The 22,788-nt window shown below is 65.1% G+C and carries 25 protein-coding genes; 12 read left to right on the plus strand and 13 right to left on the minus strand.

Going from position 1 to position 22,788, the window contains the following annotated elements; translation table 11 throughout:
• Window positions 1-132: 132 nt before the first annotated feature.
• The 10 genes from CS1BSM3_RS22555 to CS1BSM3_RS22600 form a co-directional block, all read right to left on the minus strand.
• Complete coding sequence (locus CS1BSM3_RS22555; protein ID WP_072391221.1) at window positions 133-1,206, minus strand: dipeptidase; 1,074 nt, start codon at window positions 1,204-1,206, stop codon at window positions 133-135.
• 68 nt (window positions 1,207-1,274) lie between these two features.
• Window positions 1,275-2,558, minus strand: coding sequence for a hypothetical protein (locus CS1BSM3_RS22560; RefSeq protein WP_072391224.1), 1,284 nt, complete (start codon window positions 2,556-2,558; stop codon window positions 1,275-1,277).
• Window positions 2,559-2,686: 128 nt separating this feature from the next.
• Window positions 2,687-3,448: a carboxymuconolactone decarboxylase family protein gene (locus CS1BSM3_RS22565; RefSeq protein ID WP_072391227.1), complete on the minus strand. Its 762-nt coding sequence runs from the start codon at window positions 3,446-3,448 to the stop codon at window positions 2,687-2,689.
• 35 nt (window positions 3,449-3,483) lie between these two features.
• A complete protein-coding gene (locus CS1BSM3_RS22570) occupies window positions 3,484-3,831 on the minus strand; it encodes a hypothetical protein (protein ID WP_072391230.1) in 348 nt (115 codons plus the stop codon).
• Between the two features lie 108 nt (window positions 3,832-3,939).
• On the minus strand, window positions 3,940-4,746 hold the full coding sequence (locus CS1BSM3_RS22575) for an alpha/beta hydrolase (RefSeq protein ID WP_072391233.1): 807 nt from the start codon (window positions 4,744-4,746) through the stop codon (window positions 3,940-3,942).
• A gap of 13 nt (window positions 4,747-4,759) precedes the next feature.
• Window positions 4,760-5,575 carry an enoyl-CoA hydratase/isomerase family protein gene (locus CS1BSM3_RS22580; RefSeq protein ID WP_072391236.1) on the minus strand — a complete coding sequence of 272 codons (816 nt, stop codon included), beginning with the start codon at window positions 5,573-5,575 and terminating at the stop codon, window positions 4,760-4,762.
• A gap of 95 nt (window positions 5,576-5,670) precedes the next feature.
• Window positions 5,671-6,555 carry a class I SAM-dependent methyltransferase gene (locus tag CS1BSM3_RS22585; protein WP_174263753.1) on the minus strand — a complete coding sequence of 295 codons (885 nt, stop codon included), beginning with the start codon at window positions 6,553-6,555 and terminating at the stop codon, window positions 5,671-5,673.
• A 127-nt stretch (window positions 6,556-6,682) separates the two neighbouring features.
• The gene (locus CS1BSM3_RS22590; RefSeq protein WP_210188820.1) at window positions 6,683-7,963 is read right to left on the minus strand and encodes a CaiB/BaiF CoA transferase family protein; all 1,281 of its coding nucleotides are present in this window, start codon (window positions 7,961-7,963) and stop codon (window positions 6,683-6,685) included.
• On the minus strand, window positions 7,932-9,476 hold the full coding sequence (gene trpE / locus CS1BSM3_RS22595) for an anthranilate synthase component I (RefSeq protein ID WP_072391242.1): 1,545 nt from the start codon (window positions 9,474-9,476) through the stop codon (window positions 7,932-7,934). Before trpE ends, CS1BSM3_RS22590 begins: the two co-directional genes overlap by 32 nt.
• Window positions 9,477-9,624: 148 nt before the next feature.
• Window positions 9,625-9,996 carry a hypothetical protein gene (locus CS1BSM3_RS22600; protein ID WP_072391245.1) on the minus strand — a complete coding sequence of 124 codons (372 nt, stop codon included), beginning with the start codon at window positions 9,994-9,996 and terminating at the stop codon, window positions 9,625-9,627.
• A gap of 152 nt (window positions 9,997-10,148) precedes the next feature.
• Here CS1BSM3_RS22600 and xth point away from each other — a divergent pair, with 152 nt between their 5' ends.
• Window positions 10,149-10,931 (plus strand): exodeoxyribonuclease III, encoded by a 783-nt coding sequence (gene xth / locus CS1BSM3_RS22605; protein ID WP_072391248.1) that lies wholly within the window; start codon window positions 10,149-10,151, stop codon window positions 10,929-10,931.
• Window positions 10,932-10,954: 23 nt separating this feature from the next.
• Here the strand turns inward: xth and CS1BSM3_RS28370 are convergent, their stop codons facing one another.
• Window positions 10,955-11,998, minus strand: coding sequence for a tetratricopeptide repeat protein (locus CS1BSM3_RS28370; RefSeq protein WP_174263754.1), 1,044 nt, complete (start codon window positions 11,996-11,998; stop codon window positions 10,955-10,957).
• Between the two features lie 326 nt (window positions 11,999-12,324).
• On the opposite strand from CS1BSM3_RS28370, the gene CS1BSM3_RS22615 reads away from it, so the two are divergent.
• The 7 genes from CS1BSM3_RS22615 (at window position 12,325) to CS1BSM3_RS22645 (ending at window position 18,394) form a co-directional block, all read left to right on the plus strand.
• Window positions 12,325-12,651, plus strand: a complete 327-nt coding sequence (locus CS1BSM3_RS22615; protein WP_072391254.1) for a YnfA family protein — start codon at window positions 12,325-12,327, stop codon at window positions 12,649-12,651.
• Window positions 12,652-12,837: 186 nt separating this feature from the next.
• Window positions 12,838-13,617, plus strand: coding sequence for an amino acid ABC transporter ATP-binding protein (locus CS1BSM3_RS22620; RefSeq protein ID WP_072391257.1), 780 nt, complete (start codon window positions 12,838-12,840; stop codon window positions 13,615-13,617).
• Between the two features lie 96 nt (window positions 13,618-13,713).
• Entirely contained in the window at window positions 13,714-14,733 is a 1,020-nt protein-coding gene (locus CS1BSM3_RS22625) for an amino acid ABC transporter substrate-binding protein (RefSeq protein WP_072391260.1), read from the plus strand.
• Between the two features lie 89 nt (window positions 14,734-14,822).
• Window positions 14,823-16,028: an amino acid ABC transporter permease gene (locus tag CS1BSM3_RS22630; RefSeq protein WP_072391263.1), complete on the plus strand. Its 1,206-nt coding sequence runs from the start codon at window positions 14,823-14,825 to the stop codon at window positions 16,026-16,028.
• 12 nt (window positions 16,029-16,040) lie between these two features.
• The gene (locus CS1BSM3_RS22635; RefSeq protein WP_072391266.1) at window positions 16,041-17,144 is read left to right on the plus strand and encodes an amino acid ABC transporter permease; all 1,104 of its coding nucleotides are present in this window, start codon (window positions 16,041-16,043) and stop codon (window positions 17,142-17,144) included.
• 22 nt (window positions 17,145-17,166) lie between these two features.
• Window positions 17,167-17,511, plus strand: coding sequence for a YunG family protein (locus tag CS1BSM3_RS22640; protein ID WP_072391269.1), 345 nt, complete (start codon window positions 17,167-17,169; stop codon window positions 17,509-17,511).
• A 160-nt stretch (window positions 17,512-17,671) separates the two neighbouring features.
• The gene (locus tag CS1BSM3_RS22645; RefSeq protein WP_072391272.1) at window positions 17,672-18,394 is read left to right on the plus strand and encodes a sulfite exporter TauE/SafE family protein; all 723 of its coding nucleotides are present in this window, start codon (window positions 17,672-17,674) and stop codon (window positions 18,392-18,394) included.
• Window positions 18,395-18,557: 163 nt separating this feature from the next.
• Here CS1BSM3_RS22645 and CS1BSM3_RS22650 read toward each other — a convergent pair whose 3' ends face one another.
• Window positions 18,558-19,268, minus strand: coding sequence for a phosphatidylserine decarboxylase (locus CS1BSM3_RS22650; RefSeq protein WP_280174769.1), 711 nt, complete (start codon window positions 19,266-19,268; stop codon window positions 18,558-18,560).
• 261 nt (window positions 19,269-19,529) lie between these two features.
• Here CS1BSM3_RS22650 and CS1BSM3_RS22655 point away from each other — a divergent pair, with 261 nt between their 5' ends.
• The 4 genes from CS1BSM3_RS22655 to CS1BSM3_RS22670 all read left to right on the plus strand — a co-directional run bounded on the left by CS1BSM3_RS22655 (window position 19,530) and on the right by CS1BSM3_RS22670 (window position 22,373).
• Window positions 19,530-20,111, plus strand: a complete 582-nt coding sequence (locus tag CS1BSM3_RS22655; protein ID WP_244540590.1) for an SH3 domain-containing protein — start codon at window positions 19,530-19,532, stop codon at window positions 20,109-20,111.
• A 90-nt stretch (window positions 20,112-20,201) separates the two neighbouring features.
• Window positions 20,202-20,957: an SDR family oxidoreductase gene (locus CS1BSM3_RS22660; protein ID WP_072391277.1), complete on the plus strand. Its 756-nt coding sequence runs from the start codon at window positions 20,202-20,204 to the stop codon at window positions 20,955-20,957.
• Between the two features lie 122 nt (window positions 20,958-21,079).
• Window positions 21,080-21,391: a hypothetical protein gene (locus CS1BSM3_RS22665; protein WP_072391279.1), complete on the plus strand. Its 312-nt coding sequence runs from the start codon at window positions 21,080-21,082 to the stop codon at window positions 21,389-21,391.
• Between the two features lie 100 nt (window positions 21,392-21,491).
• Window positions 21,492-22,373 carry an S-methyl-5'-thioadenosine phosphorylase gene (locus CS1BSM3_RS22670; protein WP_072391281.1) on the plus strand — a complete coding sequence of 294 codons (882 nt, stop codon included), beginning with the start codon at window positions 21,492-21,494 and terminating at the stop codon, window positions 22,371-22,373.
• A gap of 53 nt (window positions 22,374-22,426) precedes the next feature.
• On the opposite strand, the gene CS1BSM3_RS22675 is transcribed toward CS1BSM3_RS22670, so the two are convergent.
• Window positions 22,427-22,672 (minus strand): EF-hand domain-containing protein, encoded by a 246-nt coding sequence (locus CS1BSM3_RS22675; RefSeq protein ID WP_143149320.1) that lies wholly within the window; start codon window positions 22,670-22,672, stop codon window positions 22,427-22,429.
• Window positions 22,673-22,788: the final 116 nt, after the last annotated feature.

Genomic DNA, 22,788 nt, shown 5'->3' on the forward strand with positions numbered 1-22,788 from the left:
CTGGCTCGCGCGAAAAATCGGCAGCCGGCGTCGCCAGCCCTGAACATAGCAAGGGGGAGGTCCCAATGGTCAAGCTACGCGGGCCAATGCGCGATCAGCCCTGCGTGATCCGCACTCTGCCGAAGCGCGTCTTCAGGCCTTTGCGGCTTCCATGGCCTGGCGCAGAACGCGAGCGTAATTGCCGATTGCAATCTTGCGCACGCGCTCGGCCGAGAGCTTGCGCTCGAGATGGCGCACGACGCGGCGCAGATCGCCGTAGCTCGACACGGGCGCATTTCCGAGCGAGTTCATGTCCGTCCCGAAGGCGACGTGATCATCGCCGAGCCAGCCGGCCATCTCGATGATGCGGTCGCCATAGGATTCGACCGTCGCGCCGACGTCCGAGCGCAGCGCCCAGAGCCCGACCACGCCGCCCTTGGCCGCGATCTGCTTGGCCTGGTCCATATCGAGCTGGCGCATCTGCCACATGGAGCGCGCCTTGCCGGCGCTCGCGCCTCTGGCCACGGAGCTGTGCGACCACACGAGCGGCACCTTGGCAACGGCGAGCGCATGATCGACGGCCGCACGCGTGCAGTGGGCGAGATCGACGAGAATGCCGAGCCGATTGCACTCCTCGACGACCTTGCGGCCGAAATCCGTAAGCCCGCCGTGCTTCGGCGCTTCGGTCTGGAAGTCGCCAATCGTGTTGCGCACGAAATGCACGAGCTGAATGTGCCGGACACCGGCGTCGTAGGCGGCCTTGAGCCCGTCGATACCGTCATCGAGGAAGCTCGCGCCCTCGATGGAGAGAACGACGTGCGGCTCGCCCTTGAGCGCCAGATCCAGATCGGCCGGCGTCCTCGCGATCTTGATCTTCTGTTGCTCGGCGTGCTTGCGGGCGCGCGCAAGCTCTTCCGTGAACCACTTCGTAGCGGCTCCCGACTTTGGCGCACCGTGCTGGCGCAGGCCCTGTGCCGTCGGCCGGATCCAGGGCTGGTCACCAACGATCGACCACGACACGAGCGAGGCATTGCCCTCGCCCATGAGCTTGCCGAGCGGACGCACGGACGCCGGCTGGCGGCTGATCGAGAAGAAGAGGTGGGCGTGCATGTCGCCGATCGGGATCGCGCTGCTGTCGCCGGCGCGCAGGCCCACGACGGGTGCTGCTACCGCCGCAGCGGCGCCAAACATGAGCGTGCGACGGTCCACCTGAAAGCGAGCCGGCATGTGCAGATATCCAGTCAAGGTATGAGGCATCGCGGGCGATCACGACAGCGATCGCCTGCGCAGAACCATCACTCGAACATCACCGTTGCCACGTAGTCCATGGTCCGATTGCGGTTGGTCCGCGGCAGCATGGTGTTGATGAGGTAGGAGGTCGGCGAGTAGTTGTCCGGCACCGCCGACCTGAAGGCCGCGCTGGCGACCAATGTTTGTGCGCGCCGCCATCCGCCCGCCGCCGCGTTCCTGTAGTAGTCCTTCAGCGGCATGAAGCGCGGCGCCATGGTCTTGGCGATCGTCTGATGACCGGACGACATCCGTGCCGTGGCCTTCGGATCCTCGACAAAGATCGAGTCCACGAGCGCATCGCGCTTCTCGGCCGGCAGCTTCAGCGCGTCGATGACCATCAGCGGCCCCTCGCCGAGGCCGATCTTGGCCCTGCTCGTGCGGGTCGACATGTAGGTGCCCGTCGCAGGCAGCGGCTCCATGATCGGCGAGACGCAGGACGGGATACGGCTCGTCTTGAAGCTGTCGCCCGTCTTGGCGGGATCGCAGTTCCTGAGCGCGAGCACCGACCACACGAACTCCGAGCAGAACATGCTCGTCTGCCCGGACGGGTTCTGCCCGAGACCGAGGCGCGCCAGGTGTTGCACGAAGTCGAGCGGGCGGCCCGAACGATACTTCGGCGCGTTGTAATCGTCGTTGAAGCTGATCTGCGTCGGATAGATCTTCCGCGCCTGCTGGTTGATGCGCGTCGCCCAGGCCAGGATCGCGGCACGTTGCGCATCCGTCAGACCGCGCGGGCGGATGATGTGGATGTACTTGAGCGTGCGATAGTGCTCGCTGTCGAAGTTGCCGCCGTAGTTCCCGCCGAGATACTCGGCATTCAGTGGAATATCGAGCTGGCGCGCGACACCGTTCTGCACGTAGGCAATGCCGGTGTGGCTGACGCCCATCTGGATGTTCGGGTAGGCGCCACCGCCACCCCACTCGGGCCGGAAGGTGAGAATGATGTCGCCCGTCTGGATGAGACCGCTCTTGGCCATGCGCTGGCCGAAACCTGCCCGCTTTGCCACGATCAGGCGCAGGCCGACGTCACCCTGCGCGCCCTTGGCATCGGGATGCTTGAACTCGACCAGGCGATCGGTCGTGTTGATGCTCTTCGGGAGCGTGAGGCGCGCGCTCGCGGGGACGGCAAGATAGACCGGCATATCGAGCCGGCGCGCCATGTCCTGATTGGTCTTCTCGTTGTACGTGAATTCCGCGGCCCAGAGCGGCGCGGCCGTGATTGCGAGACCGGCCGCGGCCGTGACGGCAGCGGCGCGCAAGAGGAGCGCGGCGAATGGCTTCCCGGACATATTATCCCTCCCTGCGTTAACCCTGCTCCCTCTAGCATCTTTGAGGCAGCGGCCAAACGACGAGGCGCGCGCTTTCCACGTCGCCGCGAACGTGTGGCGCGAAGGGCACGGAATCCGGGTGCGGAGTGCTACTTGAGCGTGTCGCTCAGCAGCGCGAGGCCGTTGAGCGCGCGGGGAAATCCGCTGTAGGGGCCGGTCTGGATGATGGCCTCGACGACCTCTTCCTTCTTGAGGCCGATATTGAGGGCCGAGGCGCCGAACTTCTTGAGCTGACCTTCGAGGCCCAGTGCCGTGAAGGCCGCGATCGCAACGAGCATCCGCTGGCGATGATCGAGGCCCGGCCGGCCCCAGAGCTCGCCATAACCATAGCGGATTGCAGACGGGTAGAGCGCGCCGGTCACCTTGTTGTCCGGCGCGGCATAGCCCTGGCCGGCGCGATCGCCGTGCAGCTTGGCCATGACCTCGCTGCCGCTCTGATCGAGTGCCTCGTTGCTGTCATTGCGCGGCGGCTCCGGCGGGACACGCACGCCACGCGCTGCGAACACCTCGTGTGCGGCGCGGGCCGCGCTCTCCGTCGTGATGAAGCCGCCGTAGAGGCCCGCCTGCATGAAGACTTCGAGGATGGTGCGCGCGGCGAGGCCGAGATCCAGTGCCGACGCCACGTGCTGGCGGAGCTGTGCCGTATGCGGGCCGAGCCCGAGTACGGCGAGCGTGCAGATCATGCGATCGGCGCGGGCGAGGTTCGGCCGGTCCCAGATTCCGCCGAATGCGACCTCGCTGATGAAATCATCGAAGTTCGGCAGCACCTCATGAGCGTCCGTCCGCTGAAGGCCAAGCTCCTTGCGCACTTCGGCGCCGCGGCGGCGCAGCTCACGTCGTCCATCAGGCATCGAACGGACCTCCCTATCGGTCGCAACGGCAGATCTCAGAAATTGACGTTCTGGATTACCCAGCCGCCGCCGGCCGCGATCAGCCCCGCGATGACGATGTACGGCAGCATGGTGATGAGCACGCCCAACAGCGCAACGAAGGCAAGCAGAACTTTCTCTGCGGCGCTCCAGAGAGATATCACCGCCTTGTAGAGCACGTACACGATGGCGACAATGACGAGGGCGAGGACGACAATCTTCCAAGCCGGCAGGCTTTGCCAGTTCGACTGGAGGATCTGAACGATCTGGCCAAACGACCATGTCCAGACGAGCTGAATGAAGCGGAAGATCGCCGCAATACCCTGCTGCAGAAACTGCACGAGCTGATTGATCGCCTGGTTCATGGCTGGTTCCCCCGATCGGCGCCCGTTGCTTTATACGCTCCTGTCGGCAGGAGGGTTGCTGCCGATCTGCCACATCCTGTCGATGCGTGGCGGCAAAGTCACGCCGCCTCAGCGCCTGAGCGCGAGGATCCAGTCCCGGACGACATCGACGGCTCCATATTTGTCGAGGTCGATATGGCGGCCCTCGGGAAAGACGACGATCTTCTTCGGCTCGCGTGCGAGCGCGTACATCCGCTGTCCCATCTCGAGCGGGATCACCTGATCGCGCGTCCCGTGCAGGATGAGCAGCGGCGCGTTGATCGAAGCAATGTGTTTGTCGCTCTCGTAGCGATCCACCATCAGCCAGTTCAATGGCAGGATCGGATAGGCCTTGGCACCAACCTCGACGATCGACGTATAGGGCGCATCGAGAATGACGCCGGCCACGGGAACGGCTGCGGCTGTCTGCACGGCGACGCCCGAGCCGAGCGACTCGCCATAGAGGAAAATGTCCGCCGGCTTGAGGCCCTGCTTGATGAGATAGTCATAAGCGAGGCGCGCATCCGCGATGTTGTGCGTTTCGGTGGGACTGCCCGTGCTGCCGCTGTAGCCGCGATAGGACATCACGAAGATGCCGAAACCGGCATTCTGATAGCGCCCAAAGCGCATGGCGCGGTTCGCGAGCCCACCACCATTGCCGTGGAAATAGAGGATCGTCGGGCGGCCGGCGGGTGCCGGCGCGTACCAGGCAATAACGCGCTCGCCATCGGGCGTCGGGAGCTCGACCTCGCGGAAACCTTCGAGGCCCGTATCCGCGGGCGCAACACGCGACGCATTGGGAAAGTATGTGAATTTGCGCTGCGCCACATAGGCGATGCCGACGATCGCCAGATAGGCGCCCATCACGTAGAGGAGGATCTTGATCACGCTCGACATGCGTCCATCCCGATCAGCGGCCGCGGAAGTGCGCGCGCCGCCGCTCGAGAAATGCGGCGATGCCTTCCTTGCTGTCCTCGCTCGTCGTCGTCAGCACGAATTGGTCGAGATCCATATGGCTTGCAAGATCATCGAGCGCGCCGGAGAGGCGGTTGACCGTCATCTTCGTCATCTTCACGGGAAGTGGTGGCTCGGCAGCCAGACGTCCAGCGAGCGCCATTGCCGCAGTGAGCGCACTCCCATCCTCGGCCAGATGCTCGACGAGGCCCCACTCATAGGCCTGCTCGGCATAAATGCGCTCGGAGGCGAGCATGACCGCCTGCTTGGTGCGCGCCGGTCCCATGAGTTGCAGCATCCGTGGGATCGAGCCCCAGCTCATGTTCAGGCCGAGGTCGACCTCGGGAATGCGGAAGTGCGCGCCGCGCGCTGAAACGCGAAAATCGAGCGAAACGGCGAGCGCCACACCGCCACCAATGCAGAAACCTTCGATGGCGGCGATGGTCACCTGCTCCATCTCGTACCACGCGCGACACATGCGCGGGCCAATGGAGATCGAGCGCCGCAGCGCGCCGAGCCCGTCTTCCGCAACAGCCTTGCGCTCGTTGTCCTTGAGATCGAAGCCCGCCGAGAAGGCCCGCGTATTCCCCGCGAGCACGACGACCGACGTCTCGATGTCATCCTCGAAGGAACGGGCCGCATCGCGAAGCTGCCGCATGGCCTCCGGCGAGAGCGCATTGATGCTGTCGCCGCGGTCGAAGCGCACGAGCGCCACGCGGCCATCCGGCCCGAGACCGCGCTCGATTGTCACGAAGCTGTCAAGATCCGCCATGACGTATTCCCTCTTCGCATCGAGCGAGTACGGGACACGAGACGGCGGCCTCAATCAAGCTGAATTCGGCGCGCGAGGCTTTATCGGATGTCGCCTCAGGCCTCCGGCTTGCGATAGTTGAATACCGTCTCCGGCCATGCGCGGGCGGGGGGGCGGTTCTCGATCAAACCGGCGCCCCGCAGCCAGCGTTTCATGATGTCCTCCGTCGGATAGACCGGGAAGCCAGTGCTCGGATTGGATATGGTTCCGGTCAGGCGCCGTCCGACGCCCATATAGCTCAGGGTGTCGACAATCGTTCGCGTGTAGCCGACGGCAGATCTCAACGATCCTTTGAGCATCGGCTTGGCACAATCGTACGTGAATGCGCCGAGGGTCCCACCGACGATCTGGAGCTCGCCGCCCGGCCTCAGAATGCGTGCCATTTCCCGGATTGCAGCCCGCACATCCGTATATTGGAGCACCGAGACGCACAGAACGAGATCGCACGAATTGGACTCGAGCGGGATTTCCTCGGCCCGTCCCCAGCGCAGGTTCAAGGGCTCGACGCCCTCCCGCTCTGCCAGGATCGCGCTCATCTGATGATAGACGCGGCATGGTTCGACGCCGATGACCGAGCCCGCGGTGCGGCGGATGTCGTAGAGATTGGAACCATAGCCGCAGCCGATCTCCGTCACCGACTTGCCGCTGTAGTAGGCTTGCGAGTGATATGCGATCTGCCCCTCGAGCGGCAGTTTGCGGTTTCTCTGCTGCCAGAATTGATACTCGCGGAGCGAGTCCGCCAGCAGCCGGCCTTCCGGCTTGAAAGTGTGCGTCTCGGGCTTGAGCCATCCGAGACCCACGGCGGCGTCCCTGGCCTCTGAAAGCTCCGGGCCGACCGGGCGTCCGAGCGCCATTCTGAAAGCAAGATCGATGAGCTGTTCGGAGCCCGGCGCCAGCAGCGCCCGACGGGTTGCTGTATATGTCGCGTCGGATAATTGCATTGGATCCCCGTGCCAATATGCATTGAATATCACAGGGACGGTCTTACCTCGCCAATGCGACCACTCAAAAAGAAAGCAAACCGACTGGTTAGCGCGAACGCAGCAAGCGTCGAGCGCCTCTCGGCCTTCAGCGCACGACCTTGAGAATGCCGCGTGCCTCGAGATCGGCAATCTCGGCCTCATCATAGCCGGCCGCGCTCAGCACTTCCGGCCCATCGGCTCCGAGAAAACCCGCATGGCGGCGGAATTCCGTCGGCGTCTCGGAAAAGCCGAGCGGGCTGGCGATCGTGCGCACGGTGCCCTCTGTCGGGTGCTCGCGCATCGTGAAGAAGCCCGTTGCATTGAGATGGGGATCCTCGAGCACGCCGTCGAGATCATTGACCGGCATGGCCGGAATGTCATGGGCATCACAGAAGGCGAGCCATTCGGCGGTCGTGCGGCTCGGCGCAAGATCGTTCACGATCTGCTGGACGACGGGCTGGTGGTTCGCGCGCGCCGCGACCGTCGCAAGGCGGGGATCACTGCGCAGATCCTCGCGGCCGAGGTTCGTGCAGAAGGCATTCCAGTGCTTGTCGGTGACGATGAGCATGCACACGTAACCGTCCTTGGAGCGCGAGGGACGGCGCTGCGGGCTCAGGAGGCGCGCATAGCCGATCTGGCCGCGCGGCGGATCGTACGTCGCATCGTAAAGGTGCTCGGTGAGCCAGAAGGACGTGATGGTCTCCAGCATGGGCACTTCGACGAGCTGCCCCTGCCCCGTGCGCGTGCGATGCACGAGTGCCCCGAGGATGGCCATGGCCAGATGCAGGCCCGTGGTCTTGTCGACAATGAGGCTCGGCATGAAGCGCGGCTCGCCGCCGGACGCACGCGCCGTCAGCATGGCCGCGCCGCTCGCGCCCTGCACGAGATCGTCATAGGCGGGTTTGGCGCCATAGGGCCCCGAGCGCTTGTAGCCGAGGCAGTAGGCATAAACGATCGAGGGATTGGCGGCGCGGATGTCCTCATAGCCGAGGCCGAGCCGCTCGATGGCCTGTGGGCGGTTGTTGTGCACGAAGACATCGGCGTTCGCCGCGAGACGCCTCACGATCTCGACGGCCTCGGGGCGCTTGAGGTCCAGGCAGACGGACTTCTTGTTGCGGTTGGCGGCGAGGAAGATCGGCCCCATGCCCTTGGTCGGCGGCGTGCCCGGATTGCGCATGATGTCGCCTTCGGGCGGCTCGATCTTGATGACATCGGCACCCATGTCGGCGAGGTGCAGCGTCGCGAAGGGGCCGGAGACGACAGCGGTCAGGTCGACGATACGAATGCCATCGAGCGGGCCGGGCATGGAGCGTTTGTCCTCGTGCGTGGGGGATGCGTAGGTCGTCCGGCGCGGCTCAGCGGTTGCCGCGCCGCGCAGCTTCGGCAAAGCGCACGGCCTCGTCGGCGGCGCGGAAGAGCGCACGGGCTTTGTAGACGCATTCCATCTGCTCGGCCTCGGGATTGCTGTCGGCGACGACGCCGGCACCGGCCTGAACATACATGCGCCCGTCCTTGACGATCGCCGTACGCAGCACAATGCATGTGTCCATGTTGCCGTCGGCGGCGAAGTAGCCGACGCAGCCCGCGTACGGGCCGCGCTTCTCCTTCTCCAGCTCGTCGATGATCTCCATGGCGCGCACCTTGGGTGCGCCCGAAAGTGTGCCCGCGGGAAAGCCCGCCATCAGCGCGTCGATGGCATCGTGCCGGGGATCGAGCTCGCCGTGCACGGTCGATGAAAGATGCATGACCTGGCTGTAGCGCTCGACGTCGAAGCTCGACGCGACCGAGACCGAGCCGATCTTCGCGACGCGGCCGACATCATTGCGGCCGAGATCGAGCAGCATGAGGTGCTCGGCGCGCTCCTTGGGATCATTGACGAGCTCGCGCTCCAGCGCCGCATCTGCTTCCGGCGTCGCGCCGCGCGGGCGTGTGCCGGCGAGCGGACGGATGGTGACACGGCCATCGCGCACACGCACGAGGATCTCGGGCGATGAGCCGACGAGCGCGAAATCGCCGAGATCCAGATGAAAGAGGAACGGCGAGGGGTTCGTGCGCCTGAGCGCCCGGTAGAGAGCGAAGGGCGGTAGCGTGAACGGCGCCGAGAAACGCTGCGAGACGACGATCTGGAAGGCGTCGCCAGCGGCGATGTACTCCTTGCAGCGATCGACCATGGCCCTGTACTCGGCCGGCGTCGTGTTCGAAACGGGCTCGGGTGCCTCGAGGGGATCAAAGCCGGCAAGCGCGTGGTGCGGGAGCGGCGCGTCGAGACCAGCGATCACATTGCTGAGGCGTTTGCGCGCGGCCTCGTAGGCCTTGGCCGGATCGATGCCCTTCTCCGGGCGGACGGGCGTGACCAGCGTCATCTCGTCCTTCACGGCATCGAAGATGACCATCACCGTCGGGCGGACCAGAATGGCATCAGGCACACCGAGCCGGTCGGGCGGGACGTTCGGCAGGTGCTCGACGAGCCGCACGTTGTCGTAGCCGACATAGCCGAAAACACCCGCAGCCATGGGCGGAAGCTCCGGCGGCGTATCGATGCGCGAACTCTCGAGCAGCGCGCGAAGCGAGGCGAGCGTCGGCCCCTTCTCCGTTTCGAATGTGGCGGGCGTCTCGCGCGGCGAGCGGTTGATCTCGGCGCGGTCGCCAAAGGCGCGCCAGACGATGTCCGGCTCGAGCCCGATGATCGAGTAGCGCCCGCGCACCTCGCCGCCCTCGACGGACTCGAGCAGGAAGCTCAGCGGCCGGCCATCGGAAAGCTTGAGCATGGCCGAGACCGGCGTCTCGAGATCCGCGACGAGGCGTGCCCAAACGACCTGCGCGCGGCCCTGCCGGTAGGTGGCCGAAAAGGGGTCGAAGGTCGGCGCGACCTCGACGAGAGAGGCAGGGGCGGGCGGCATCTAGGTCTTTCCCCGGTGGTGATGACAGTCGGGGGCAACCTAGTAGGAGAACGATCCCGAGGGAAGCACTAGCACGACCGTCACGGCCGAACGCCGCACTGCAGGCGCTGCATGGGCGTCGACGGCCGGTAAAGCCTTGTTTCGGCGGTCAGAGGTAGGTCGGCGGCGCGAAATGATACCAGCCGAAGATGAGGGCCAGGAGCGCGATCGGCAGCGTGGCACTGCTGATGGCGATCAGGCGCCGGCCAAGCTTGAGGGCGAGCCACGCCCCGGCAATGCCCGCCGTCGGCATGAGCCAGAGCATCACGAACGGATACTCGAAGAGATCCTCGAACGTCGTCCCGCGGCGGACCGGCATCCATGTCGCCCACGCGATCGGCTCGACGATGTAGAGCGAGACCGCAGTCCACGCAAACAGCACGGTCATGGCGATGACCGCGTTCGTCAGCATCAGGCAGGTCATGGCGGCCGATGCCGGGATGGGTGCGCGGGCTTCGTCGCCGTAGTATGAAATCGTCACGTGCGGCCTCGATGTCGTCGAAAACCAGAACGGGCACGTTGCCACCTGGGCAGATCGCCATTCTATCCCTGCACGGTAAATGGAAGGTTACGCCGGCCGAAGGCCCGTTCATCCTTCTGACCGACCTGTCGAGTGGAGGCACCGGAAGAAAAATGCGGATCGCGACCTGGAACATCAACGGCGTCAAGGCGCGCATGGAGGGCCTGCTGACATGGCTCCGCGAGACCGAGCCCGATGTCGTGGTCCTGCAGGAAATCAAGAGCGTGACGGAGGCCTTTCCGGCCGACCGCATTGCCGATGCCGGCTATCAGTGCGTGGTCCACGGCCAGAAGGGCTTCAACGGCGTGGCCTTGCTCTCGCGCCTGCCCATCGAGGACGTCGTCACGGGCCTGCCGGGCGAGCCCGATACGGGACAGGCGCGCTATATCGAAGCCCTCGTGACGGGCGACGCCGGCATCTGCCGTGTTGGCGGCCTTTATCTGCCGAACGGCAATCCGATCGGGACCGAGAAATTCTCCTACAAGCTCGCCTGGATGGCCGCTTTCGAGAGCTATGTGCGCGGGCGCCTTACCCTCGAGGAGCCACTGGTGCTCGCCGGCGACTACAATGTCATTCCGATGCCGGCCGATGCGCGCCGCCCCGAAGCCTGGCGCAACGACGCGCTTTTCCAGCCCGAATCGCGCTCGGCATTCCGCCGCCTCATCGGCCTCGGCCTCATGGATGGCATCCGGGCCTGCCATCCCGGACCCGGCGCCTACACCTTCTGGGACTATCAGGCGGGTGCCTGGCAGAAGGACGACGGCATTCGCATCGACCATCTTCTGCTGTCGCCGCAAGCCGCCGATCGCCTGCGCGCGGCCGGCATCGATCGTTTCACACGCGGCTGGGAAAAGCCTTCCGACCACGTTCCGGCCTGGGTGGAGCTCGCGGCCTGACCTGCCTTTGGCTCGCGCGGCCCTCAGCGGCCGCGTGCGCCCACGTCGCGGACGCCATTGGGGTCTGCGCGCGGCTGAGCGGGGCTCGCGGTCAGCGCACCTTCGGCCGGCATCTGGAGATTGCCCGGACCTCTGAGCTCCTCGAGCAGCGGCACGGGCTTGCCATCGGCGCAGGTGCGCGTCGGAACGAAGCCGATCTCCGCCTGATCCTGGTCCAACTTGCGCGACGCACGGCCTCCAAAGCCGAAGAACTGCCCCCAGCGCTGGACGAGCGGACGCGCCTCGTTGCGGCGAGGCTCATTCATGCCGCAGTAGATGTTCTGATAGATCTCGTCGATCCAAAGGTAGTCGGTCGGTGCCGCACCTTTGGCGGCGAGCTCGGCCAGTGCCAGCGCCCGCGTCTCGTCCTTGGTGACGATCGTCCCGCGCCAATACTGGTCTGCGAGGAAAGCCTGCGCGCCGGCGTGCCCCCCCTGGACCAGGGTGGAAAGGAAGTGCAAGGCGAGCGCCGGATCCTTGCGGCCGCCTTCGCCGCTGATCAACATCTTCGCCAGGACGAACTGCGCGTCGCGATTGCCGAAGAACTTGGCCGCGTGCTCGATATAGCGCAGCGCCATGGCCGGATTGGCCGGCATCTTCAGCTCCGGCACGCCGCGGTTCAGGTACTCGCCGAACGACAGCAGCGCCTTGGAGACATAAGGCGCGCGGGGGTCGTCGTCGGGATCGATATTGGCGTTATTGACGACGATCTGGCGCAGAAGGCGGAAGGCCTCGCCATGATCCGTATGCGCGCCGGCGTTGTCGGAGAGGATGGCGGCAAGCAGATATTGCGCGAGGAACTCGCCGCTGTTGGCCGCGAAGCGCAGCGCCGGAATGGCAAACTCGACGTAGCCGCCGCGATAGGCATTGATGCCCTGCTCGAGTGCGGCATCGGGCGAGACGAACGTCACGCCGGCATCCTTGGCCGCCGTCGGCCCGGCACCCGGGGGGGCCAGGAGGACTGCAAGCGCAAGCGCAGCCGCGCTCGCCCACGCTTTAGCCCGACGAGAGGTCAGCTCTGCCGACAACTTCAACCTTTCCGCCAGCGGGCCTCGACGCAAATGGGCCGTCCCCAACTGGTCCGCATACTTACGCAGCACCCTGCACTGAAGCGTATGCGCGGACGGGCCTTACGACGCGCCGCGTGCGGATACTGCCGGCCAGCTTGGCCCTGACGCCACGCGTTCCTGTTCGGGTTTCAGGGCAATATGATTCCGAGTGGCCGATGGTGACCCTGCAGGGCATTTGTGGCTCTATGGTGGCGTAGGATGGCCATATCGTTGCGCGGACGCCACACTTGGTTAACGATCCGGTAACGATTTGATTCGGGGACATTTTTACAGGTGGGCACCGCATGAGGACACTGGCCATTTATGTCGGCGCGGCGGCGGCCGAGATCGCGGGCTGTTTTGCGCTCTGGGCGGTCGTCCGAAACGGGGCCTCGGCGCTGTGGCTCGCGCCGGGCGTCCTCTCGCTCGTGCTGTTCGGCTGGCTGCTGACCAAGGTCGATGTCGACTTCGCCGGACGCGCCTATGCCGTGTACGGCGGCATCTATATTGCCGCCTCGCTCGTGTGGCTGTGGAGCGTCGAAGGGCGGACGCCGGATCGGTGGGATCTCATCGGCGCAGGCGTGGCGATCGCGGGCGCGCTGATTATTCTATACATGCCCCGCTCTGCCTGAAGCTTCAGTCGTTACTCAGCGCAAAAGCTCCGCTGCCTGAAATATAGGCCGATATGTCATAAGAACTAGCGCCGGCATGAAGTTGCCACCTGCCTATTCTTCCGTCATACTTTCATCACGAACAGACCCCGGGCGGCATTCCGTTCACAGGCTGATCCGGTGCAAACAATGGCGTAGGGAGTGGCCATGGCTGATACCAGCCGGCAACAGCTTCGTCGTGCTCATGGCGCAGCCGGTGCGATCGTTTTGAGCGGCGTACACAAGTGGTATGGTGAGTTTCATGTCCTGCGGGACATCAATCTCACCGTGAAGGATGGCGAGAAGATCGTCATCTGCGGCCCATCGGGCTCCGGCAAATCAACGCTCATCCGCTGCATCAATCGCCTTGAAGAGCACCAGCAAGGCCAGATTGTTGTCGACGGCATCGAGCTCACGAGCGACTTGAGGAACATCGACAAGATCCGTGCCGAGGTCGGCATGGTCTTCCAGTCCTTCAACCTCTTCCCGCATCTCACCGTCCTCGACAATCTCTGCCTCGCGCCCGTCTGGGTGAAGAAAAAATCACGTGCCGAGGCCGAGAAGACGGCGCGCATGTATCTCGAGCGCGTCAAGATCCCGGAGCAGGCCCTCAAGTATCCCGGCCAGCTCTCGGGTGGTCAGCAGCAGCGCGTCGCGATTGCCCGCGCGCTCTGCATGAACCCCAACATCATGCTCTTCGACGAGCCGACCTCGGCCCTCGATCCCGAGATGATCAAGGAAGTGCTCGACGTCATGATCGAGCTCGCGAACTCGGGCATGACCATGATGTGCGTCACGCACGAGATGGCGTTCGCCCGCTCGGTCGCGGATCGCGTGATCTTCATGGATCGCGGCGAGATCGTGGAGATGGCGCCGCCCGGGGAGTTCTTCAGCAATCCGAAGTCGGACCGCACGAAGCACTTCCTCAGCCAGATCCTCAACCACTGATACGGCTCTCCCGGATCGTGTCCGTGCCGACGGCCACCCGGTCCTTTCCGGATTTCGGCAACCCACAGCAGCTACGACGAGGAAAAGGAAAAACAGATGAAGCCAGCGACCAAGCTACTCGCCGCCGCCGCCGCCGTGCTCGTCGGCACTGCGGGCGCCGCCAGCGCCCAGACACTCGACAAGGTCAAGAAGCAGGGGAACCTCTCGTGCGGCGTGAACGTCGGCCTCGCCGGCTTCTCGGCACCCGACGACAAGGGCAACTGGACGGGCCTCGACGCCGACTACTGTCGGGCTGTTGCCGCAGCCGTGCTCGGCGATGCAACGAAGGTGCGCTTCGTGCCGACCACCGCCAAGGAGCGTTTCACGGCGCTGCAGTCGGGCGAGATCGATGTGCTCATCCGCAACACCACCTGGACCCTGGGTCGCGACAGCTCGCTGGGCCTGAGCTTCGTCGGCACCAACTACTATGACGGCCAGGGCATGATGGTGAAGAAGTCGCTCGGCGTGAAAAGCGCGACGGAGCTGAGCGGCGCCACGGTGTGCGTGCAGACCGGCACCACGACCGAGCTCAACCTCGCCGACTACTTCCGTGTGAACAAGCTCGACTACAAACCCGTCGTCTTCGAGAAGGCGGACGAGACGCTCACCGCCTATCAGGCCGGCCGCTGCGACGTCTACACGACGGACGCCTCGGGTCTCTATGCCCAGCGCCTCCAGTTGCAGAACCCCGACGAGCACATCGTGCTCCCAGAGATCATCTCGAAGGAGCCGCTCGGCCCGTCCGTTCGCCAGGGCGACAGCCAGTGGTTCACGATCGTGCGGTGGGTGCACTTCGCGCTGCTCAACGCCGAAGAGGCGGGCATCACCAAGGCCAACGTCGATCAGATGCTGAACTCGACGAACCCCGATATCCGCCGCATCCTCGGCAAGGAGGGTGAGTTCGGCAAGGGCATCGGCCTCGGCAGCGACTGGGCCTACCAGATCATCAAGCAGGTCGGAAACTACGGCGAGATCTTCGACAAGAACGTCGGCGCCGGCTCGCGCATCAACATCGCGCGCGGCCAGAACAACCTCTGGTCCAAGGGTGGTCTGCAGTACGCCCCGCCGATCCGCTGACGCGCGGAATTGAATGAGCTGGTGCGTGCGGCGAACTCCAAAGGTCCGCACGCACCAAGTCTTTCCGATCGGCGAGGAGCTCAGCGGTCATGACGGCAACCACGAACAGGCCGGCGCCTGGACCGATCACGCCACCGGCCAAGCCGAACCTGCTCTACCGGCCGGAGTTCCGCCAAGCCGTCTATCAGGTCCTCCTCGTCGTCTGCCTGCTCTTCGCCTTCTGGACGATCGCCAACAACGTCGCCGACAACCTCGCCCGCCAGAACATCGCCTCGGGCTTCGGCTTCTGGAACCGGACGTCCGGCTTCGACATCTCGCAGTCGCTGATCCCCTACTCCAACCAATCGACCTATGGGCAGGCCTTCTGGGCCGGGCTGCTCAATACCCTGCTGGTCGCCGTAATCGGCATCGTGTTCGCGACCGTGCTCGGCTTCCTCGTCGGCATCGGTCGTCTCTCGTCGAACTGGCTGATCGCGCGGATCTGCGGCGCCTACGTCGAGCTTCTGCGCAATGTGCCGCTGCTGCTGCAGCTCTTCTTCTGGTACTTCGCGGTCCTGAAGAACCTTCCCGGCCCGCGCCAGAGCATCGCACTCCCCTTCGGCGCCTCGCTCAATGTCCGCGGCCTCTATCTTCCCGCACCAGTCCCCGAGCCCGGCTTCGGTGCTGTGCTGACGGCTCTCGGCATCGGCATCGTGCTCTCGATCGCCGTCGCAATTTGGGCACGGCGACGGCAACGCGCGACGGGTGAACGCTTCCCCGTGCTCTGGACCACGCTCGCGCTCGTCCTGCTCCTGCCAGGCGCCGTCTATATCGCGCTCGGCCAGCCCCTGAGCTTCCAGTATCCGGTCCTGCGCGGCTTCAACTTCCAAGGCGGCATCGCGGTGCTGCCCGAGCTGATGGCGCTCCTGGTCGGCCTCTCCACGTACACGGCAAGCTTCATCGCCGAGATCGTGCGCGCGGGCATCGCGGGCGTGCCGCGCGGCCAACGCGAGGCGGCCAACGCGCTCGGCCTCTCGAGCGGCCTCACCATGCGCCTCGTCATTCTCCCGCAGGCGCTGCGCATCATCATCCCGCCGCTGACCAGCCAGTACCTGAACCTGACGAAGAACTCCTCGCTCGCGGTGGCGATCGGCTACCCGGACTTTGTCAGTGTCTTCACCGGCACGGTGCTCAACCAGACCGGCCAGGCCGTCGAGGTGATCCTGCTCACCATGCTCGTCTTCCTGACGATCAGCCTGATCACGTCGGCCTTCATGAACTGGTTCAACAAGCACATCGCGCTCGTCGAGAGATAGGGGAGACGCACCATGACGAGCACAACCGCAGAAATGCGCCCGCCCCGCAGTGAAGTCGGCGTCATCGGCTGGCTGCGCAAGAACCTTTTCTCGAGCCCGACGAACGCGCTCCTCACCGTCATCGGCATCTGGCTCATCTGGACGGTGGTGAGCAATGTCGTCGACTGGGCCTTGCTGCACGCCACCTGGGAAGGCGAGGACGGCAAGGCCTGCTCGCGCGAGGGCGCGGGCGCCTGCTGGCCCTTCATCCAGGCCAAGTTCAGCCAGTTCATGTATGGCCGCTACCCGGAACCACAGCGCTGGCGCGTCGACCTGACGTACGTGCTCGCCGTCATCGGCCTCGTGCCGCTGATGATCCCGCGCTTTCCGGGCAAGCTCGTCAACACGCTCTACATGATCGTGATCTTCCCCATAGCGGCTTTCCTGCTGCTGTCCGGCGGCTACTTCGGTCTTCCCTACATTCCGACCGAGCTCTGGGGCGGGCTTCTGGTGACGCTCGTCGTCGCGAGCGTCGGCATTGCGGGCGCCTTCCCGCTCGGCATCATGCTGGCGCTCGGCCGGCGATCGCGCATGCCGATCGTGCGATGGGTCTCCGTCGGCTTCATCGAGCTCGTCCGCGGCGTGCCGCTCATCACCGTCCTCTTCATGGCCTCGGTGATGCTGCCGCTGTTCCTTCCCGAGGGCATGACCATCGACAAGCTGCTGCGCGCGCTGATCATGGTGGCGCTGTTTGCGGCGGCCTATCTCGCCGAGGTCATTCGCGGCGGCCTGCAGGCCATCCCGCGCGGACAGTTCGAGGCGGCCGATGCGCTCGGCCTCACCTACGCGCAGAAAATGGGCCTCATCGTGCTGCCGCAAGCGCTGAAGCTCGTCATTCCGGGCATCGTCAATACCTTCATCGGCCTCTTCAAGGACACGAGCCTCGTCCTCATCATCGGCATCTTCGATCTGCTCGGCATCGTGCAGCTCAATCAAACCGATTCGAAGTGGTTCTCCCACGCGACGGCCATGACGGGGTACGTCTTCGCCGGCCTTATTTTCTGGATCTTCTGCTTCGGCATGTCCCGCTACTCGCTCTTCATCGAGCGGCGGCTCGCCGCGAGCGACCGGCGGTAGGGCTTCGGCAAAGAGGGCCGGCATGAATTTCGATCCCGAACGGGTTGCCCTGGCCCTGGCAAAATCATGGTCTCTCCATAGCGCGCGCCAGTGGACGAAGGAGAACCCAGCCGCCGGTCAGTGCAATGTCACCGCCCTGCTCATGCAGGAGCTCTTCGGCGGTGAGCTGCTGAAAACGCGGCTGCCGGAGGGCGACCACTTCTACAATCGGATCGACGGACGCCGTTACGACTTCACAGCGAGCCAGTTTGGCCAGCCGATCGCCTACGCCGACGTACCGGCCTCTCGCACCGAGGCCGAGCAGGGCGCATCAGCCGCCGAGCTTGAAGCGCTGAGGGCGGCCTTCCACCGGCACAGCTCATCCTGAGAATGAGCGCGTCGGGGCACCCCGGCCGTCCACCGGCTTGCGACTGGACCCACAGGCGGACTCGGCGTAGCTTCGCGCGCCGCCTGATGCGGCATCCGCCCCTCACGCCCGCCGCACGGCCGCGCATCTCGCGTGCCCCCCTGCCTCGCCGAGCCCCCGCATGATCTGGCTGCTCATACTCGTGTTCGGGCTGATCGGCGGCGTCATCGGCGGCGTGGTCGGCTTCGGCGCCTCGATCCTCATGATGCCGGTGCTCGTCTTCGGCTTCGGCCCCAAGGAAGCCGTGCCGATCATGGCCATCGCCAGCGTGCTCGCGAACTGGATGCGCGTCGCGATCTGGTGGCGCGAGGTGGACTGGCGCGCCAACGCGGCCTACTGCGCGACCGCCATCCCTGCAGCAGCGCTCGGCGCACGCACGCTCATCGCCCTTGATGCCCGCATGGTCGAGGTCGCGCTCGGCATCTTCCTCATCGCCGTCGTTCCAGTGCGGCGCTGGCTCATGGCACGCGGCTTCTCGGTCAATATGTGGGGCCTCGCGCTCGTCGGTGCGTGCATCGGTTTTCTCACGGGCCTCGTCGCCTCCACGGGCCCGCTCAATACGCCCTTCTTCCTCGCCTATGGCCTGACGAAGGGCGCCTACATTTCCACCGAGGCCGTCGGCTCGGGTGCCGTGAGCTTCGTCAAATCGCTCGTCTTCCGCACGTATGGCGTGCTGCCATGGGAGACGATCGCGCGCGGACTTCTGGTCGGGGCGTCGCTCATGGTCGGCTCGTGGTTCGCGAAGGCCATCGTCATGCGCATGGACGCACGCCACTACGCCGGCATTCTCGAAGCCATGATGGTGCTCGCCGGACTGACCATGATCTACGCGGCTTTATCTTAGTGCCGCGGGCTGCCGGAATTATTCATCCCTTCTCCCCGTGTAGAACGGGGAGAAGGGACATGGCGGCGCTCGCCGCGACCTCCAAGTCATAAAAAGAAGGGGGGTCCGGGGTCTCCCCGGTTGGGGCCAGGGGCGAAAGCCCCGTCGCGCCGCAGGCGCGATCTCAACCCAACCGCGCCTCGCGCTCGGCCTCGCTCGACGCAAGATCCGCGAGCACGGTCTCGCCCGCGACGGCGCGCTGTCCGACCGCGACCAGTGCCGTCTTGCCCTCGGGCAGATAGACATCGGCGCGGCTGCCGAAGCGGATCAACCCGAAGCGCTCGCCGACAGCAACCGTGTCACCCTCGTCCTTGAAGGTGACGATACGGCGCGCGATGAGGCCGGCGATCTGGACGACTCCGATCTCCTCACCCGAACCCGTCGTGATCACGAGTGCGCGGCGCTCGTTGTCGGCGCTCGCCTTGTCAAGGGCGGCGTTGACGAAGGCGCCCGGCACATAGACCGAGCGGCTGATGCGCCCTGCGACCGGCGCGCGATTGATGTGCACGTCGAAAACATTGAGGAAGATCGAGATGCGCTGACGCTCGCTGATGCCGAAGCCGAGCTCGGGCGGCGGCACGACGCGCTCGATCGCCGAAATGCGGCCATCGGCCGGTGCGATTACGAGGCCCTCGCGCAGCGGCGTGACGCGATCGGGATCACGGAAGAAGTAGGCGATCCACGCCGAGATGACGACGAGCAGCCAGCCGAGCGGCGGCCACACCATGAGAAACAGCAACGCGAGAGCGACACCGATGGCCAGGAACTTCCAGCCGTCCCGATGGACGGGCACGAACATGGACATGATGGTCGAGGGGAGACTGTGACCGGCCACGGAGCACCTTGAGCAGATAGAATGACGCACGTCCCCGAGGGACCGGGCGATGACGCGATTGGGCGTGTTCGAGGCAGAGTGGTAACCGCGACCGTCCCTGACCGCAACCCGCGATCGTTCAGCGTTCGGACAACGATCCGGCCGATTTCATAAATATGTTATAAGCCGAGCCTCGATGCGGCGTCGCCCGAGCGATGAGAATCGCTTAGGCACGGGCGCAAAGCAGGGTCGGGGACGCAGCGGGAAGCACGAGGAAAAGGCTTGGCGACCATTCCATCCCGTCACGGCGCGCACACTGGCCGCCGCGCCACGGCGTGGGTGCTGGCGCTGGCCGCCGTCGCTTTGTCGGGCACCGTGCTCCTGGCACAGGCGCCGCAGCCACTCGGCGTCAGCCAGACCGGATTGCCGCTGCCGCGCTTCGTGAGCCTCAAGGCCGACCGCGTGCAGGTGCGCCAGGGCCCGGGGACGGATCACAAGATTCTGTGGGTGTTCAACCGCGTCGGCCTGCCCGTCGAGGTGATCCAGGAGCACGAGAACTGGCGCCAGATCCGCGACCAGGACGGCGCTGTCGGCTGGGTGGCCAACAACCTGCTCTCGGCCCGGCGGACAGGCGTGGTGCTCGCGTGGGCCACAGGCGAGGCACGAACGGGCACGGCCAAGCCCGTACCGCTCTTTCGAGATGACTCGACGTCCGCCGGCACAGTCGCGCTGCTCGAGCCGGGCGTCATATGCGGCATCCGCCGATGCGATGGGCGCTGGTGCCAGATCTCGGTTGGTGACTTCCGCGGCTACGTCGAGCAGAGCAAGCTCTGGGGCGTCTACCAGGGCGAGACCGTCCAGTAGCGCCACGGCGGCGACTCCGTTCCGTCGCGGCGGATCAGGCTCTAAGCTGAGCCCAACAAGAAGCCATTACCAATCCACTGGGAGGACGACATGACCGGGCGCTTGAACGGCAAGACTGCCTTTTGCACTGCCTCGGGCGCCGGCATCGGCTGCGCCACGGCGCTCGCCTTTGCGCGCGAGGGCGCCCGCGTGATCGCGACCGACATCGATCCAGCCGCACTCGACGCGCTGAAGCGCGACGGCGTTGCCGCGACATACCGGCTCGATGTGCGCGACACGGCCGCGGTCAACGCGCTCGCCAAGGAGATCGGCGCCATCGACATCCTGTTCAATGCCGCGGGCTTTGTCGCGCACGGCACTGTGCTCGAGTGCTCCGAAGGCGACTGGGATTTCTCCTTCGACCTCAACGTCAAGTCCATGCACCGCACGATCTCGGCCTTCCTGCCCGGGATGCTCGGAAAGGGCGGCGGATCGATCGTGAATATCGCCTCGGCAGCCGGCGCGCCGCGCGGCGTCATCAACCGCTACGTCTATGGCGCCACCAAAGCGGCCGTGATCGGGCTCACCAAGTCCGTCGCGGCGGACTTCATCCGCAAGGGCGTCCGCTGCAATGCCATCTGCCCGGGCACTGTGCAGTCGCCATCGCTCGATGCGCGCATCGCGGCACAGTCGCAGGCGCTCGGCAAGCCGACTGCCGAGGTGCGCCAGATGTTCATCGACCGCCAGCCCATGGGCCGGCTCGGCACGGCCGAGGAAGTGGCCGCGATCGCCGTCTATCTCGCCGGCGACGAAGCCGCGTTCACCACGGGCCAGGCTTTTCTGGTCGACGGTGGCTTCACGCTTTGATCATCCTGCCCCTGTTGCCGAGCTGCATCGGTGCTCTCCGCCAGCTACGGGTATAGTGCGCGAATCGGGTGCTGGGAGGCACTGCGCAGCGGCCCGATCACTCTGACAGGGGAAAGACGGATATGAGCACTGTTCGTTGTGGGATCGCCGCGGCGGCGATGGCAGCCGCGTTGTCGCTCGGCATGGCTTCTGTGGCTTCGGCCCAGTGCCTGAACAAGGGTGGGCAGGGCACGAACACCACCGAGGATGGCGCGAAGTTCCAGGCATGGGAAGCCGTGCTGCAGGCAACCGATTGGGGTAGCTGGGCCCAGTTCATGGCCGCTGGCCAGAAGGTCGGCACGGCACCGGGCTACAAGGTGAGCAAGGTTCGCTTCAAGTGCACGAAGGGCGGGCTTGGCTCGGAGTGCAAGGCTTTCGCGACGCTCTGCAAATAGCTTAGGCTGGCGGCGGGCCGACAGCCTGTCGCGCGGCGTTTTTTCCTGCGGCGGCTCTCGGGCCGCCGCATTTCTTTTTTGTGACCGACAAGGGGCCGCGATGACGAAGACAGTGCTGGGCTTTATCGGCGGCAGCGGCCACTACGATCTGCCCGATCTCAAAAACCCGCATTGGGAGATCGTCGCGAGCCCGTGGGGCGTCGCATCCGACGCGATCCTCTTCGCCGAGGTCGACGGCCTGCCTGTGCGGTTCCTCCCGCGCCATGGGCGCGGCCATCGCGTCCCGCCGACCGAGATCAACTACCGCGCCAATATCGATTGCCTCAAGCGCGCCGGTGTCACCGACCTGATTTCGATTTCCGCGTGCGGCTCGCTCAAGCAGGAATATGCGCCAGGCCACTTCGTGCTCGTCGATCAGTTCATCGACCGCACGTTCGCGCGCGAGAAATCTTTCTTCGGAACGGGCTGCGTCGCCCACGTGTCGGTCGCCGATCCGGTGAGCCCGCTACTCGCCGACGAGATCGAGAAGGCGGCGCGCGCGGAAGACATCGCGATCACGCGCGGCGGCACCTATCTCGCCATGGAAGGGCCGCAGTTCTCGACGCGCGCTGAATCGAACCTCTATCGCTCCTGGGGCTGTGACGTCATCGGCATGACGAACATGCCCGAGGCCAAACTCGCACGCGAGGCCGAGATCTGCTACGCGACGCTCGCCATGGTCACCGACTACGACTGCTGGCACGATGATTATCGCGAGGTCGATGTGGCGGAAATCCTGAAGGTGCTCATGGAGAACGTGAGCAAGGCCCAGCGCATCATCGCACGTCTCTGCCACACGTTTCCGCGCGAGCACCCAGCCTGCCCGATCGGCTCGGATCGCGCCCTCGAGACAGCCATCGTCACGCCTCCCGCCGCGCGCGATCCGGCGCTCGTGGCGAAGCTCGATGCGGTTGCAGGTCGTTTGCTGCACCGAGCCGAGTGAAGCGCCTTGCCTCAACGACTGAGCCATTGAGGCAAGGCAGATCGATCGTCGGCTTAGCCGCCCTTCGGCACTTGAGCCAAGCACGCCGTCATGAACTCGCTTTCGCTGATGGGCCCCGTGAGCGCGAGCTGCGTCGGGATCACATCCTTCGCATTCTCGATTTCAGCCGCACTGAGCGTGCCGTCACTATTGGCATCGGCGGCTCTGAAGTTCTTCAAGCAGTCGGCGCGATTGGTCTCCTGACCGGCAGGTTTCGATTCATTTCCCGGTGCGACCGTTTGCGCCAGTGCCGGGCTCATGAAAAGACCAAGCACGACCGCAGCTAAAGCGTCGGACCTCAAATGCGACCCACGGTTCGGGGCGGGCTCAGAGTCGCATTTGAGGTCCAAAGACGCTTTAGACTCAATGCTTCTAA

Source organism: Hyphomicrobium sp. CS1BSMeth3 (genome assembly GCF_900117415.1).
GTDB lineage: Bacteria > Pseudomonadota > Alphaproteobacteria > Rhizobiales > Hyphomicrobiaceae.